Origin of the sequence: Sporolactobacillus caesalpiniae (genome assembly GCF_040513385.1) — a bacterium.
Lineage (GTDB): Bacteria > Bacillota > Bacilli > Bacillales > Sporolactobacillaceae > Sporolactobacillus.
Genome location: NZ_JBEVCB010000009.1, coordinates 20248 through 35025, shown reverse-complemented (window position 1 = coordinate 35025; position 14778 = coordinate 20248). Strand labels below are relative to the sequence as shown.

General features: G+C 45.8%; 23 protein-coding genes. 20 read left to right on the top strand and 3 right to left on the bottom strand.

The annotated features are described in order from the left end of the window. The first annotated feature begins 15 nt into the window (after positions 1-15). From rpsE to rpsI, 19 genes are all read left to right on the top strand, one after another. A complete protein-coding gene (gene rpsE / locus ABWW58_RS16535; RefSeq protein WP_093674139.1) occupies positions 16-516 on the top strand; it encodes a 30S ribosomal protein S5 in 501 nt (166 codons plus the stop codon). Positions 517-529: 13 nt separating this feature from the next. Next, positions 530-718, top strand: a complete 189-nt coding sequence (gene rpmD, locus ABWW58_RS16530) for a 50S ribosomal protein L30 (protein ID WP_093674141.1) — start codon at positions 530-532, stop codon at positions 716-718. A gap of 34 nt (positions 719-752) precedes the next feature. Next, positions 753-1193 (top strand): 50S ribosomal protein L15, encoded by a 441-nt coding sequence (rplO, locus tag ABWW58_RS16525; RefSeq protein ID WP_093674143.1) that lies wholly within the window; start codon positions 753-755, stop codon positions 1191-1193. Beyond that, entirely contained in the window at positions 1193-2482 is a 1290-nt protein-coding gene (gene secY / locus ABWW58_RS16520) for a preprotein translocase subunit SecY (RefSeq protein ID WP_353870170.1), read from the top strand. The genes rplO and secY overlap by 1 nt, the downstream gene beginning before the upstream one ends. A gap of 34 nt (positions 2483-2516) precedes the next feature. After that, positions 2517-3170 carry an adenylate kinase gene (locus tag ABWW58_RS16515; RefSeq protein ID WP_353870169.1) on the top strand — a complete coding sequence of 218 codons (654 nt, stop codon included), beginning with the start codon at positions 2517-2519 and terminating at the stop codon, positions 3168-3170. Continuing rightward, positions 3167-3916, top strand: coding sequence for a type I methionyl aminopeptidase (gene map / locus ABWW58_RS16510; RefSeq protein ID WP_353870168.1), 750 nt, complete (start codon positions 3167-3169; stop codon positions 3914-3916). Before ABWW58_RS16515 ends, map begins: the two co-directional genes overlap by 4 nt. A 16-nt stretch (positions 3917-3932) precedes the next feature. Further along, the gene (locus tag ABWW58_RS16505; protein WP_353870167.1) at positions 3933-4256 is read left to right on the top strand and encodes a KOW domain-containing RNA-binding protein; all 324 of its coding nucleotides are present in this window, start codon (positions 3933-3935) and stop codon (positions 4254-4256) included. Then, positions 4249-4467 (top strand): translation initiation factor IF-1, encoded by a 219-nt coding sequence (gene infA / locus ABWW58_RS16500; protein WP_010024579.1) that lies wholly within the window; start codon positions 4249-4251, stop codon positions 4465-4467. Before ABWW58_RS16505 ends, infA begins: the two co-directional genes overlap by 8 nt. A gap of 31 nt (positions 4468-4498) precedes the next feature. After that, positions 4499-4612 (top strand): 50S ribosomal protein L36, encoded by a 114-nt coding sequence (gene rpmJ / locus ABWW58_RS16495; RefSeq protein ID WP_023511434.1) that lies wholly within the window; start codon positions 4499-4501, stop codon positions 4610-4612. Positions 4613-4631: 19 nt separating this feature from the next. Then, positions 4632-4997 (top strand): 30S ribosomal protein S13, encoded by a 366-nt coding sequence (gene rpsM, locus ABWW58_RS16490; protein WP_023511433.1) that lies wholly within the window; start codon positions 4632-4634, stop codon positions 4995-4997. 21 nt (positions 4998-5018) lie between these two features. Beyond that, positions 5019-5411 carry a 30S ribosomal protein S11 gene (rpsK, locus tag ABWW58_RS16485; RefSeq protein WP_093674153.1) on the top strand — a complete coding sequence of 131 codons (393 nt, stop codon included), beginning with the start codon at positions 5019-5021 and terminating at the stop codon, positions 5409-5411. A 159-nt stretch (positions 5412-5570) separates the two neighbouring features. Next, positions 5571-6515, top strand: coding sequence for a DNA-directed RNA polymerase subunit alpha (locus ABWW58_RS16480; RefSeq protein WP_353870166.1), 945 nt, complete (start codon positions 5571-5573; stop codon positions 6513-6515). Between the two features lie 81 nt (positions 6516-6596). After that, positions 6597-6974 carry a 50S ribosomal protein L17 gene (gene rplQ / locus ABWW58_RS16475; RefSeq protein ID WP_093674157.1) on the top strand — a complete coding sequence of 126 codons (378 nt, stop codon included), beginning with the start codon at positions 6597-6599 and terminating at the stop codon, positions 6972-6974. 354 nt (positions 6975-7328) lie between these two features. Next, entirely contained in the window at positions 7329-8168 is an 840-nt protein-coding gene (locus ABWW58_RS16470; protein ID WP_353870165.1) for an energy-coupling factor ABC transporter ATP-binding protein, read from the top strand. Beyond that, positions 8144-9016: an energy-coupling factor ABC transporter ATP-binding protein gene (locus ABWW58_RS16465; protein ID WP_353870164.1), complete on the top strand. Its 873-nt coding sequence runs from the start codon at positions 8144-8146 to the stop codon at positions 9014-9016. Before ABWW58_RS16470 ends, ABWW58_RS16465 begins: the two co-directional genes overlap by 25 nt. Continuing rightward, positions 9009-9803, top strand: coding sequence for an energy-coupling factor transporter transmembrane component T family protein (locus ABWW58_RS16460; protein ID WP_353870163.1), 795 nt, complete (start codon positions 9009-9011; stop codon positions 9801-9803). Before ABWW58_RS16465 ends, ABWW58_RS16460 begins: the two co-directional genes overlap by 8 nt. Positions 9804-9821: 18 nt before the next feature. Continuing rightward, positions 9822-10562: a tRNA pseudouridine(38-40) synthase TruA gene (gene truA, locus ABWW58_RS16455; protein ID WP_353870162.1), complete on the top strand. Its 741-nt coding sequence runs from the start codon at positions 9822-9824 to the stop codon at positions 10560-10562. A gap of 237 nt (positions 10563-10799) precedes the next feature. After that, the gene (gene rplM, locus ABWW58_RS16450) at positions 10800-11237 is read left to right on the top strand and encodes a 50S ribosomal protein L13 (RefSeq protein WP_093674167.1); all 438 of its coding nucleotides are present in this window, start codon (positions 10800-10802) and stop codon (positions 11235-11237) included. 20 nt (positions 11238-11257) lie between these two features. After that, entirely contained in the window at positions 11258-11650 is a 393-nt protein-coding gene (gene rpsI / locus ABWW58_RS16445; RefSeq protein WP_353870161.1) for a 30S ribosomal protein S9, read from the top strand. Between the two features lie 583 nt (positions 11651-12233). On the opposite strand, the gene ABWW58_RS16440 is transcribed toward rpsI, so the two are convergent. Together ABWW58_RS16440 and ABWW58_RS16435 are read right to left on the bottom strand one after the other, a co-directional pair. After that, the gene (locus ABWW58_RS16440) at positions 12234-12569 is read right to left on the bottom strand and encodes a YolD-like family protein (RefSeq protein ID WP_353870160.1); all 336 of its coding nucleotides are present in this window, start codon (positions 12567-12569) and stop codon (positions 12234-12236) included. Continuing rightward, positions 12566-12742, bottom strand: coding sequence for a hypothetical protein (locus tag ABWW58_RS16435; RefSeq protein ID WP_353870159.1), 177 nt, complete (start codon positions 12740-12742; stop codon positions 12566-12568). The genes ABWW58_RS16440 and ABWW58_RS16435 overlap by 4 nt, the downstream gene beginning before the upstream one ends. A gap of 191 nt (positions 12743-12933) precedes the next feature. Here ABWW58_RS16435 and ABWW58_RS16430 point away from each other — a divergent pair, with 191 nt between their 5' ends. Then, positions 12934-13365, top strand: a complete 432-nt coding sequence (locus ABWW58_RS16430) for a DUF2383 domain-containing protein (protein WP_353870158.1) — start codon at positions 12934-12936, stop codon at positions 13363-13365. 44 nt (positions 13366-13409) lie between these two features. Here the strand turns inward: ABWW58_RS16430 and ABWW58_RS16425 are convergent, their stop codons facing one another. After that, on the bottom strand, positions 13410-14777 hold the full coding sequence (locus ABWW58_RS16425; RefSeq protein WP_353870157.1) for a hypothetical protein: 1368 nt from the start codon (positions 14775-14777) through the stop codon (positions 13410-13412). Between the last annotated feature and the right edge of the window lies 1 nt (position 14778).

Here is a 14778-nt window from a genome sequence, read left to right as displayed (position 1 = left end):
TAAGGAGGGGAATCCATGGCTAATAATGATCGCAATAAATCAGAATTTGAAGAACGCGTCGTAACGATTAACCGCGTAGCGAAAGTAGTTAAAGGCGGACGCAGGTTCCGTTTTTCAGCGCTGGTTGTTGTTGGCGACAAAAAAGGTAATGTAGGTTATGGTCAGGGAAAAGCTCACGAAGTGCCTGAAGCCATTCGCAAAGCGATTGAGGACGCAAAGAAGAATGTATTCAATGTTCCGATCGTGAACACAACCATTCCTCATCAAATAACAGGTCATTCAGGAGCCGGCAGCGTATTGCTTAAACCCGCTTCCGAAGGTACCGGAATCATTGCCGGCGGCCCTGTCCGCGCCGTACTCGAATTGTCAGGACTGGGTGACATTCTTTCTAAGTCTCTCGGATCTAACAATCCGATTAACATGGTTCGCGCAACCGTTGAAGGCTTGCAAAGCCTGAAACGCGTTGAACAAGTGGCAAAGCTGCGTGGCAAATCAGTAGAAGAACTGCTCGGATAAGGAGGGAACAGGATTGGCTAAAAAATTGGAAATTACCCTCAAACATAGTGTGATCGGACGTCCTGAATCACAACGCGTGACGGTAAGAACGCTTGGCCTTAGAAAAACTTATCAAACAGTTGTGCAAGATGATAATCCGGCAATTCGCGGCATGATCAATAAGGTATCCCACCTTTTGGCAGTACGCGAACTTAATGATTGATTGTGAACGAAATTGAGAATAAGGAGGTGCCAAGATGAAACTCCATGAATTGAAACCAGCTGAAGGTTCTCGATTTACCCGCAAGAGAGTAGGACGCGGCTACGGTTCAGGACTTGGCAAAACATCTGGTCGAGGACAAAAAGGACAGAAATCCCGTTCAGGCGGCAGGGTACGTCTCGGTTTTGAAGGCGGACAGAATCCATTGCTTCAGAGATTGCCAAAGAAGGGCTTTAAAAACCCGACTCGCAAAATCTATGCAGTGATTAACGTTGACAAGCTGAATCGTTTCGAAGACGGAACGGAAATTACTCCGGAACTGTTGCTTGAAACTCGAGTAATCCGGAAATTAAATGATGGCGTTAAAGTTTTGGGTGAAGGTAAGCTTGAAACGAAATTGACAGTTAAGGCGCATAAATTCTCTGCTTCTGCCAAAGAAGCAATTGAAGCTGCCGGCGGAAACATTGAGGTGATCTGATGTTTCAAGTGCTTTCCAGTATGTGGCGAGAAGCCGAAATTCGCCGAAAAATAGTATTCACACTGCTTATGCTCATTATATTTCGGATCGGGACATTCATTCCCGTTCCGGATATTAATACAGAGCTGATCAATTTCAGCGATTCAAGTGCCTTCGGCTTGTTTAACACCTTTGGCGGCGGCGCATTGGAGAATTTCTCTATTTTCTCCATGGGCATTATGCCATACATCACGGCATCGATTATTGTGCAGCTGCTGCAAATGGATGTTGTGCCAAAGCTGACAGAATGGTCAAAACAAGGGGAAATGGGAAGGCGCAAGCTGAATCAGCTGACTAGGTATGGGACGATTGGTTTAGGATTTATCGAAGCACTCGGACTTTCCTACACGTTCAGTAACAATTACCAAGGGTTGGTTAGCAATCCAACCATCTGGACCTTTCTGATCATTGCATTGGTACTGACAACTGGTACGGCTTTTCTCGTATGGCTGGGTGATCAGATTACCGCTTATGGCGTAGGCAACGGCATTTCCATTATTATCTTTGCTGGAATTGTTGCCCGTATCCCTACTGCTGTCAGCCAAATTTACGCTCAGCGGTTTGCTTCGTCAACCAACACATTTATGGAAGTACTTGGATTGCTTGCCATTGTCTTTATTGTTTTGCTTATTGTTGTTGGAACCATCTTTGTACAGCAAGGGATGCGAAAGATTCCGATTCAATATGCGAAACGGACAATTGGAACGAAGACATACAGTGTGGAACCAACACATTTGCCGATTAAGGTGAATGCTGCCGGTGTCATTCCAGTAATCTTCGCAATTTCACTGATGATTACACCGCCAACGATTGCTCGCTTCTTTCCGCAGAATAATGTGACCGCGTGGATTATTCGCGTGTTCGACTATTCAACGGTTTACGGAATGATCATTTACGCGGCATTGATCATTGCCTTTACCTATTTCTACACGTTTGTTCAGGTTAATCCTGAGAAAATGGCGAAAAATCTTGGTGAGCAGGGCGGTTATATTCCAGGAATTCGTCCTGGAAAGAGTACGGAGAATTACATTACTAAAATTCTCTATCGTCTGACTTTCCTCGGCGCCATTTTCCTTTCAGTTATATCATTGCTTCCGATCGTGTTTGGCGAGTTAGGCGATTTGCCGACAAGCGCCAGAATAGGCGGAACGAGTTTGCTGATTGTTGTCGGGGTTGCGCTTGATACAATGAAACGTATTGAAAGCCAATTGATTAAGAAAAACTATCAAGGCTTTATTAGAAAAAGGTAAGGCTGCTTGCAGTGAACGAGTCAGGAGGAATACAATGAACCTTATTTTAATGGGACTGCCTGGTGCTGGTAAGGGTACACAGGCGGAGCAAATTGTTGATAAGTTCGGTTATCCTCATATTTCAACAGGTGACATGTTTCGTGCGGCAATTAAGGGCGGCACACCATTAGGAAAAAAAGCGAAGTCTTTTATTGATCAAGGCGCACTTGTTCCTGATGAAGTGACGATCGGTATTGTTAATGAACGCTTGTCCGAGAGCGATACGGATAAAGGCTTTCTTCTGGACGGTTTCCCGCGGACGGTTGAGCAGGCAGAAGCGCTTGATCAGATGATGTCGGAAAAAGGAAAGAAGATTGATGCAGTTCTTTATATTCGTGTTGATCCTGAGAAACTGCTTACTCGGCTTACGGGTCGCAGAATCTGTTCCGAGTGCGGAGCGACATACCATTTGACGTTTAATCCTCCTGCGAAAGAGGGCGTTTGCGACAAATGTGGCGGCGCTTTGAAACAACGCGCGGATGACAACGAAGCAACGGTACACGAACGACTGCAAGTAAATATGAGCCAACAGCAACCACTGCTCGACTTTTATGAAGCGAAGGGATCTTTGAAAACAATTAATGGAGATCAGCAGATCGATGATGTTTTCCAGGAAGTTTCAGAGATCTTGGGCGTTCTCACAAAGTGATCACGCGGAAGACGATTGAGGAATTGAGCAGAATCCGCATAGCGGGGAAAATAGTGGCTCAAACATTGAAAAGCTTGAGCCAGGCTATTCGTCCCGGTATATCGACGATTGAACTCGATACGCTGGCAGAGCGCTTGATAAGGAGTGCTGGAGCTGAACCATCGTTCAAAGGATATGATGGTTTTACAAACAGTATCTGTACATCCGTCAACGATCAGTTGGCCCATGGTATTCCTGGTTCCTATGTTTTGCAGGACGGAGACATTATCAGTATCGATATTGGTGCCAAGTATGAAGACTTTCATGCAGACTCCGCCTGGACTTTCCCTGTGGGCACGATTTCTGAAACGACCCGAAGGCTTTTGGAAACGACGGAAGAATCGCTTTACAAGGGAATTGATGAAGCAAAGCCTGGAACGCGGCTATCCAATATCTCTCATGCGGTTCAAAGATATGCCGAGTCAAATGGATTTTCTGTCGTACGTGAATTGACCGGTCATGGTGTTGGACATGATCTTCATGAAGCGCCGGATGTGCCAAATTACGGTCGGCCCGGTCGGGGTCCGATATTGAAACCTGGAATGGTGCTGGCGATTGAACCTTTGGTTAACGAAGGCAGTCGTGATATCTGGATGGTTGGAGACGATGATTGGACTCTGATGACTCAGGATGGAAGAAATTGTGCTCATTATGAACACACGATCGTGATTACGGAAAATGGAAATGAAATCTTGACAAAGCAATAAGTGAAGGTGATGATTGATGGGTAGTGATCAAGCCCCTTTACCTGTTCCCGGTCAGCTCGTCCGCGTGCTGAAGGGAAAAGAATCGGGTTCTTATTTTGTCATTGTGCGGCTTATCGATCATCGTTTTGTTGAAATTGCGGATGGTGACAAGAGAAAGTTTGACAATGCGAAGAAGAAGAACATCAGCCATCTTGAACTTCAATCACATATATCTGTCGAAGTACAGAAAAGTCTGCGCGACATTGGACGCGTAACAAACGGAAAGCTGCGTTTCGCTATCGCACATTATTTGGATGGAGAAATCAGTAACAAGAGGAAGGGTGAGTCAGCCGATGGCTAAGGAAGATGTCATTGAAGTTGAAGGCACCGTTATCGAACCACTGCCGAATGCAATGTTTCGTGTGGAATTGGAGAATGGCCATAAGATTTTAGCTCATGTATCCGGGAAGATTCGTATGCACTTTATTCGTATCTTACCGGGAGATAAAGTAACGGTCGAGTTGTCGCCATATGATGTGTCACGCGGCCGCATTACGTTCAGGCATAAATAATTGCTCTGCGGTGTATAAGGAGGGTTCAATAATGAAAGTAAGACCATCAGTAAAGAAAATTTGTGAAAAATGTAAGATTGTCCGCCGTAAAGGTGTTGTCATGGTGATTTGTGAAAATCCAAAACATAAACAAAGACAAGGTTAAAAAGGAGGTGCTCTGACGTATGGCTCGTATTGCAGGTATCGACATTCCAAGAGAAAAACGCGTGGTTATTTCTCTAACTTACATCTTCGGAATTGGCCCGGCAACAGCTAAGAAAATTTTGGCTGAGGCTAACGTTTCCGAAGACACACGTGTGCGTGACCTGACTGAAGAAGAACAGACACGCATTCGTGAAGTGGTTGACCACTATCGCGTTGAAGGCGATCTTCGCCGCGAAGTTTCTCTGAATATCAAGAGGCTTATTGAAATTGGTTCATATAGAGGCATCCGCCACCGCAGAGGTCTGCCGGTTCGCGGACAAAACACAAAAAACAACTCACGTACGCGTAAAGGTCCAAAGCGTACGATGGCTGGCAAAAAGAAATAAGTAAAGGAGGGTTAAACATTTATGGCAAAAGCACAACAACGTACGCGTAAACGCCGGGTTAAAAGAAATGTCGAAAACGGGGTGGCACATATCCGTTCGACATTCAATAACACAATTGTGACCATTACTGATCCGCACGGAAATGCGATTTCTTGGGCAAGTGCAGGCGGCCTTGGTTTCAAAGGCTCTAGGAAATCTACTCCTTTCGCGGCTCAAACTGCAGCGGAAGCGGCAGGTAAAAACGCAATGGACAGCGGTATGAAGAGTGTTGAAGTATCCGTCAAAGGACCAGGTGCCGGTCGTGAAGCCGCAATTCGTGCGCTTCAGGCAGTTGGACTTGAAGTGACCACAATCCGCGACGTTACTCCGGTTCCTCACAACGGTTGCCGTCCTCCGAAACGTCGTCGCGTTTGATTGTATAGCTCGCTATTAATCTGTTAATAATGCAACTATGACTAAACGTGTACACCGATCTGAGAAGCACGCCGTAAGCCCTATGAAGTGGGTAATTAAACACTTTGGCCAACGCGCGCTGACCAAAGTATCGACGTTTTGAAGGAGGGTTTATATTTGATGATTGAGATCGAAAAGCCAAAGATCGACACGGTTGAAATAGCAGACGACGGAAGTTACGGGAAGTTTGTTGTTGAACCGCTCGAACGTGGATACGGCACGACTCTGGGTAATTCTTTACGTCGAATTTTACTTTCATCCCTCCCAGGCGCGGCTGTAACAACGGTACAGTTTGACACTGTGCTTCATGAATTTTCTACCATTGAAGGCGTTGTGGAAGATGTAACGGCAATCATCCTGAATATCAAAAAGCTTTGCTTGAAGCTTTATTCGGATGAAGAGAAGACATTGGAAATTGACGTTCAGAGATCCGGAAAAGTAACAGCTGCCGATATTGTTCACGACAGTGATGTGGAAATTCTGAATCCTGAGTTGGAAATTGCGACGCTTGACGAAGGCGCTCACTTCCATGTGAGAATGATTGCTAAGAAAGGTCGCGGCTATGTACCTGCCGAAGGGAACAAATCCGAAGACCTGCCGATTGCCGTCATTCCGATTGATTCAATTTACACACCGATCACACGTGTGAACTATCAAGTGGAGAAGACCAGAGTCGGTCAGGTGGCTAACTACGATAAGCTGACGCTTGATGTCTGGACAGATGGAAGCATCCGTCCGGAAGAGGCAATTGCTTTGGGTGCCAAAATTCTGACTGAACATCTTAATATCTTTGTCGGTTTGACTGATCAAGCGCAAAAAGCTGAGATCATGATCGAGAAAGAAGAAGACAAGAAAGAAAAAGTGCTTGAAATGACGATTGAAGAGCTTGATCTTTCTGTAAGGTCTTACAATTGTTTGAAACGCGCCGGAATCAATACAGTTCAAGAACTGACCCAGAAGAGTGAAGAAGACATGATGAAGGTTCGGAATCTTGGACGCAAGTCTCTTGAAGAAGTTGAAGAAAAGCTGCATGACCTTGGCCTTGGGCTGAGAATCGAAGAGTAACCAGTTAGTAGACAAGGGATTATTTTTCTTTTTTGCGCAAAAAAGAAAGATTCAAGGCAGGAATAAAGGAGGTACAAGTAAATGGCATATGCAAAATTGGGCCGGGATTCAGCTGCGAGGAAGGCGCTGTTCCGCGATCTAGCGACCGACTTGATTATTAACGAACGCATTCAGACAACGCATTCCAAAGCAAAAGCGCTTCGGCCGATCGTTGAAAAGATGATTACGTTGGCAAAACGTGGTGATCTGCACGCTCGCCGTCAGGTTGCAGCTTTTGTCCGCAATGAAATTGTGGATCTGGAAGCGGCTAAGGAAGAGCGTCAGGATGCGGTTCAGAAACTGTTTGATGATGTTGCAAAGCGTTATGCAGAGCGTCAGGGCGGATACACACGTATTCTTAAAGTTGGCCCCCGCAAAGGCGACGGCGCCGAAATGGCAATCATTGAGCTGGTTAAATAATCAGTGTTTTACGAGAGGCAGGAGCCGGGTTCGCATGAGCTTGGATTTCTGCCTTTTTTTATACTATAAGAAAGTTTAAAAGTCAGTGGATTATAGTATAAGCGGCCCGACAATAAGGAAACTTTCGCTAAAGATGCACACGTTCTGCGAAAGTACGTCCTGTATGTAACGCGAAAGCCATCGCATCCTGCGAAAGCTTTTAAAAGTACAGTTGTCCGTTATACTTGTTTTTGAGGTCGTCTATAATGCGTTAGGCGAGTAATTTGAGAAGAGAAGAGAGGCGGATAGCCAGTCTATTCGTTTGTACATAGAAGAATAGTCGGCATGCGCGTTCGAGAGGAGTGGAGGCATTAAATGGAGAAAATCATTGAAGTGAGCGATTTATCTTATCGCTATTCTGACGAGCATCCATTCGTGTTAAAAGATATCAATTTTACGGTAAATAAAGGTGAATGGTTGTCAATAGTCGGGCATAACGGTTCGGGGAAATCAACCCTGGCAAAATGTCTAAACGGACTGATCCTGCCGCAAAAAGGGACTGTGAAGGTCGGAGGTTACACGACTTCGGATGAAGAGGCCATATGGGAAGTGCGGCGATTAGTCGGGATGGTTTTTCAAAATCCGGACAACCAATTTGTCGGTGCAACCGTACAGGATGATGTCGCATTTGGTATGGAGAACCACGGCGTATCGCGCGAAGTCATGAAGGAGCGCTTGTCTGAAGCACTGCGTCTTGTCAAAATGGATGATTTCGCAAAGAGCGAGCCTTACCGTCTTTCCGGCGGACAGAAACAGCGTGTCGCGATCGCAGGAATTGTGGCGCTTCAGCCATTAATTATTATCATGGATGAGGCAACGTCAATGCTCGATCCCGAGGGGCGTAAGGAAATTATCCAGACGGTGCGTGCGTTGAATAAAAAGCATCATCTGACCGTAATTTCGATCACTCACGACCTTGAAGAGGCCATTCATTCCGATCGTCTGCTTGTCATGAACGAAGGGCAAATGATCCGTGAAGGAAAGCCGCGTGATCTATTCAAATCGGCTGACTTACTTAGAAAAGTAGGGTTGGATTTGCCTTTCACGGTGAAAATGCGTAACGAACTGCGTGCAAAAGGTGTTCCATTATCGGACACCGCATTATTCCAAGAAGAGTTGGTGGATGAACTATGGACATTACATTCGAGCAAGTAACTCATGTGTATGGCCGAAAGACCCCATTTGAGAAACGAGCCCTTGATAATGTCAGCATTCACATTCCATCTGGTTCGTTTACATCAATTATTGGTCACACAGGATCGGGCAAGTCCACGCTTGTACAACATATAAATGGAATTCTAAAGCCTTCTGCAGGGAGAATTACAGTAGGCGATTTTGTCATTCGCGCGAATGAAAAGAAGCAAAATCTTAAAGCGTTGCGGGAAAAAGTAGGTTTTGTTTTCCAATACCCGGAACACCAATTGTTTGAAGAGACAATTATTAAAGATGTATGTTTCGGACCGATGAATTTCGGCGTTTCCGAAGCGGAAGCGACAAAACGTGCGGAAGAGTGCCTGCAGCTCGTTGGACTCCCTTCGCAGCTTTGGCATCGTTCACCTTTTGATCTTAGCGGCGGACAGATGCGCCGCGTCGCCATCGCCGGTGTGCTTGCTGTTCGTCCGCAGGTGGTTATACTGGATGAACCGACCGCGGGGCTCGATCCAATGGGGAGAGAAGAGATCCTCTCACTGTTTAAAGATCTTCATGAACGTTTAAATCTGACGATTGTCATGGTGACACATAACATGAGTGATGCGGCAAACTATTCGGATCAAGTCATCGTCATGGATGGCGGAAAGCCGCTCATGGCAGGGGCGCCGGAGAGAATATTTTCACAGGTCGATCAGCTGCGAAAAGTCGGTCTCGATATTCCCGAAACGATGGAATTTCTCAATAGGGTGCTTGATCGAGCGGGAAAAAAGGAGACGATTCCTGCCTTTACGATTAATGAGGCTGCGGATGCGATTATCAAAATTTTGGGTGGGGTGAAGGACCATGTTTAATCTTGTCATCGGCCAGTATGTGCCGCTCGACTCTTACGTACATCGTCTTGATCCACGTTCGAAGCTAATCAGTGTGTTCCTTTTTGTCATCATTGTCTTTCTCGCAAATAACTGGGTGACAAACGCGCTTATGGTTTTGTTTTGTCTCATGGGCATCATGCTTTCAAAAATGCACTTTTCATTTATTTACAGAGGTTTGCGTTCTGTATTTCTCATTGTATTGATTACTTTTCTATTGAACCTGTTTCTTGCGTCCGGGGGAACTGTTCTCTTTAGCTGGGGCTGGTTGCATGTGACCACCGATGGTTTGTTTCAGTCAATCTTTATCGCCATTCGTATTCTGGTGATCATTGTTGTTACGACACTGCTCACATTGACCACATCGCCAATCGAAATCACTGATGGCATGGAAAGCCTGCTCAAACCATTGAAGAAACTAAAAATGCCGGTTCACGAATTCGCGTTGATGATGTCAATATCCCTGCGCTTTATACCGACCTTGCTTGAAGAAACTGAAAAAATAATTAAAGCGCAGGCGGCAAGAGGTTCGGATTTTACAAGCGGATCGCTGAAAAGTCGGATCAAGGCCATTGTTCCGTTGCTGGTGCCGCTGTTCGTTGGCGCATTTAAACGGGCGGAGGATCTGGCGATGGCCATGGAAGCGAGAGGCTATCATGGTGACGTGGGGCGTACCAAGCTGCATCAACTAAGCTGGACCTGGCGCGACACGTTACTTCTCGCAATGATCGTTCTGCTCGCGCTTCTGTTGCTGCTGGTTCGAAACTAAGATAATGCGGGTGGAATCATGACAAAGATAAAATGTACAGTCGCTTATGACGGTTCGCGGTTTCATGGCTATCAAGTGCAGCCGGGAAAGCGAACGGTACAGAGTGAGATACAGGCGGCTCTTGCTCGAATGCATCATGGTCAACTCGTGAAAATTGTCGCGTCGGGGCGGACAGATGCCGGTGTCCACGCGCGCGGGCAAGTTTTTCACTTTGAGACGCCGCTACGTGTTCCCGAAGATCGTTGGGCTGTTGCCTTAAATAGTCTCCTTCCGGACGACATCTACATCCGTCAGGCAGAAGCAGTGCCGGATCAGTTTCACGCCCGATATGATGTGAAAAAGAAGGAGTACCGTTACCGTTTGCTCGTGCGGGCGGAACCGGATCTGTTCCGCAGGGCGTTTACCACCCATATAAAACAGCCGCTTGACCTGGATGCGATGAATCAAGCGGCAGAAGCGATCATTGGTACCCATGATTTTAGTTGTTTTTGCGCTGCGAACACCGAGGTGAATGATAAGGTGCGAACGATCTATCATTTATCCGTTCAGCAGGAGAAGGATGATGAGACGGTGATTCGTGTTGTCGGCAGCGGATTTTTATATCAGATGGTACGCATTATAACAGGTACTTTGCTGGATGTCGGCACGCATAAATTAGAGCAAAATCAAGTAGCGGTGATCATTGCCGGACGTGACCGGCAGGCGGCGTCGGCGACTGCTCCGCCTCAAGGGTTGACACTGTGGCAAGTGACTTATTGAAAAATAATGGAATGATCAACAAATTGCTTGGACAGCTTGACATTAGGCCAAGAGTATTATAAGATATACTTCGGCATTTCTAATTTGACCACTATTAGCCCCAAAGATATTGGCTCAATTAGATGACTGAAACGGTGAGAGAGTCACGACAATTTTGACTCTCATCTCAGGTGCGGTTGTGGGTCGCGCATGAGACAAGAATATCAATGTTTGATTTGCTTAGAGGAGGAAATAAACGTGCGTACAACTTTTATGGCCAACGCGGCTAATGTTGAGCGCAAATGGCTCGTTGTCGACGCCGAAGGCCAAACGCTTGGTCGCTTGGCAAGTGAAGTGGCAGCCATTCTGCGCGGGAAAACAAAACCGACTTTTACACCACATGTTGATTGTGGCGACAATGTCATCATTATCAATGCAAACAAAATCGAATTAACCGGCAAGAAATTGCTGACGAAAAAATACATTCACCACTCCGGTTTCCCAGGTGGTATCAAAGCACGCTCCGCACAAGATATGCGTGCAACACGCGCGCGCGACATGCTTGAAAGAACGATCAAAGGCATGCTGCCGCACAACAGTCTCGGAAGAAAAAGTTTCTTGAAACTTCATGTCTATGAAGGCGCGGAACATCCGCATGCCGCACAACAACCGGAAGCTTATACGCTTCGCGGTTGATCAGGGAGGGAAAATAGATAATGGCACAAGTTCAATACTACGGCACCGGACGCCGTAAAAGCTCTGTCGCTCGCGTAAGGCTCGTACCGGGCGAAGGCAAAGTTGTCATCAACGGCCGCAACGCCGATGAATTCTTTAATCTTGAAACACTGCGCACGATTCTGAAACAACCGCTCGTTGCTACAGAAACCGAAGGCAGATACGATGTTCTTGTTACTGTAGAAGGCGGCGGCTTCACAGGCCAAGCCGGAGCAATCCGTCACGGCGTTGCCCGCGCATTGCTGGAAGCTGATCCTGAATACCGCGCTGTTCTGAAGAAAGCCGGATTCCTGACACGTGACCCAAGAATGAAAGAACGTAAGAAATACGGACTCAAAGGCGCACGTCGCGCACCACAGTTCTCAAAACGCTGATTTTCGGGCGTTCAAAGGCTCTCAACCTCATCAGTTGGGAGCCTTTTTTGATGCTCAAAATCGATTTGTGACGATATTTTGACGATATTTATTTTGATTTTGCATTTTTCATGTAGTCCTCGTACTTTCCGGCTTCCTCAATTTTCACTTTTTCGGCTACATGCGTGTAGATGTTCATTGTTGTTTCCATTCGTCGATGACCAAGAATTTTTTGAGCGGTTTTAACATCAGCTTTTGCAGCTGAATGGAGTAAAAAACAGCCGTGAACCCATAAGATTATACGGTTTTTGGCTGTTTCTATTTGTCGTCAACTTGTAGTGGAATAGAGCTTTTTAACCTACCCTAAGAGATTTTGATTTTTTTTGAGCGTTAGAAAGTCTTGCCAATGTTACGTTTTAATGGCTATTTACACGAATTGAGTGTCTTTGTTAACTGGTGCATCACTTAATTTAGTTACAGATTTGGTTCGTGTTTACAGATAGTCAAATGCATAGTTTTGAGTGTTTCCATTTCATGTGCCCCTTCCCCATATAGCGTATCGTATAAAAGTAACAATTTTTTTGTGGAATTTTAATAAAAGGACCTATCTCACGTCCATAACATCTTCAAAATCATAATGCCATTTAAGTCCATACATGTCGCTTACCGTCAGCCTTCTATATACTAAATCAATCCGGCTGATGTAGCAGATCTTTTGCTTAATAAATCCGTCTTTATAATAGGATAGATCAACGACCCTATGGTTCCGCGTTGCTTCATTCAATATGAGGTTGATCGCCTCGAGTTTGTCTTCAGCGAGAATGGGCCGGTCAATCTTATTTAAATTCTTATATCCTTCTCTAATCGCTGCCACATGCTCCGGCAACATCATTCTGCTTGATTCCCAGCGCATATTCGATCCTTCTGTTAATTTGTTCATCTGCCTAGACCACCTTGTGAATAGGGTATACCGTTCAGTTTCTCGATCGTGTTTTTAATTTCCTGCTTGCCATGTCCGGTGCGCTGTGCTAAAAGATCTAAATCAAGCTTGCGACCGGCAATTCGATCATTCGTCATGATTTGCCGCAGTTTCCGCTCGAAATCAGAGAGCATGAGCATCATTCCTTTATTAAATTATTTGCGAACGTTTATTCTTATTATACTTTATTTATGAATGTATGTTCTATTCAATTTGTGAAAAATTTTTCCATAGATAACTCATCACTATTTTCAATTTGCAATGAACCAGGCAGCATAATGAATTCATTTTATAGGAAATACTAGGAGTGAAGGGGTGTGAAGTGATGCAAAATGAAGAATTGAGCACGTTGAATGAGCTGCTGAAGGGTTTGTATATGGGTGTCCATGCCTATGATCACTTTATTGAAAAAGCTAAGGGGATTGAACTGAAACAAAAATTCCAAACGATTCAGCACGAAATCAGGGAACAGGCGCTGCGCATCATCGAACGAATTCAGACTATTGGCGGGACACCGATTGAAAGTGAGGGCATCATCGGCGCCATTCAAAGTTATATCGTCAAATTAAGGATTCCAGATGAGGATGAGCAAATTATTCAGAAAGCGATTGAAGGGGAACAACTTGGTATTGGGATGACAGAGAAGACAGTACGCGGGGATCTTTCAGCAGAAAGTGAGCAGATTGTCAGGCGGGTGCTCGATCAGGATCGCGAGCATGTGCGCAAGCTGCAGGAAATGATTGGACAAGCGGTTTAAGATGTGAAAAAAGCTCCCGATGGATTCCATTCGGGAGCTCTAATCTATCGCCATAAACTGAGATAGTGTTTGATTTTTTGCACGAGGGATTTTCGCGGTGGAAGGCTAAGCTTTGCACGGCGCAGCTTATCTTGACGCGTCCATTCGGCGATGCTGGCAATCGCGATCAAGGTGAATCCGCCGATTACTAGATAGAACCACCATGGCAACTCAATCCACATATGCCGGCGATTGTAGAGCAGGCTGATGATCAAAGCGGCGATACTCGAGAAGAAGTACGATTTATACTTTAAAAGGAATCCGGCGATGGTGCCGATCAATGCCACGATTGCGAACGTGAGCAATGTCCCGGTCTCGCCAATCATTAACGCGAGCAGCATCAGACGCAGGTAGATGAGATCTACGGCAATCCATTCGAGCATCCTAGTGTTTCGGTTAATGGTCCAGAGTTTACGGCAGGATATGGAGATAACCGTGAGCAACGCCGCAGAGAACAAAACGTGATTGATAAATGGAAGCAATGGACTTTCCTGCAGCGCCAGAGCGATTGGCCAGAGGAATGTGACGAGCGTGCTGTTCATCCACAGTTTTCTCTCTAGAGAGTGAAAACTTCGATACGCGGCAAGGTCGCAATAAACAGCGACCAAGCACGCGGCACCGAGCTTGCCAAAATAGATGGCGTGCGCGTTCATGTATCCATAAAAAGCGAACACATAGATAAAAGCAGTGATGAGTTCGTAATTAAATGAGAATGAACGCCTTTTTTTATCACGCTCAAATAACGGCGTGCGCACGTTTAAGGAAAGGGCGAGTAAGGCTAGAGATGAAGTCAAAAGGCTGGCTGTTTTAATCATGAATGGAGCTTCGCCAAGATTGATCCAAAGAAGCACAGACAGGAACAGCATGGGCAGGAAGGTCAAATCCCTATACTGATACACATAGAAGAAGACGAGCAGAACTAAGGAAGCGCCGATTCCGATCAGCGTAACAAAGATCCCTAACGGATCCCATGCGGCAGAGACAGCGGTCAACGCGGTGAGCGACAGGAGAATGAATACGGCCGGATGCAGCACTTTTCGCCACGGTTCCTTACTGAATAGCCAGCAAAGGATTGCGGCAAGTGCGGTCAATGCGAAAGCGTATACTGATGTCTCGGTCATATGCAACACTTCCTGAATGCGCAGTCCCCAGAGAAAAATTAACGCAAAAACGATTGTGCTGAACATATATTGATGCAGCAGTTTAACTGCAGTCCAAGTGAACCATGCGAATCCGGCAAGCGGAATGATCATCCAATAAAAGGGATCGAGAAAGGCGGTTGGCGCAGCAAGTCCGAGAAAAATAAGTGTCGGATAGAAGGCTGTTTTCCTCCAAGCGATGTTGGCCTTCAGATAAAAAAGGAACAGGAGCACA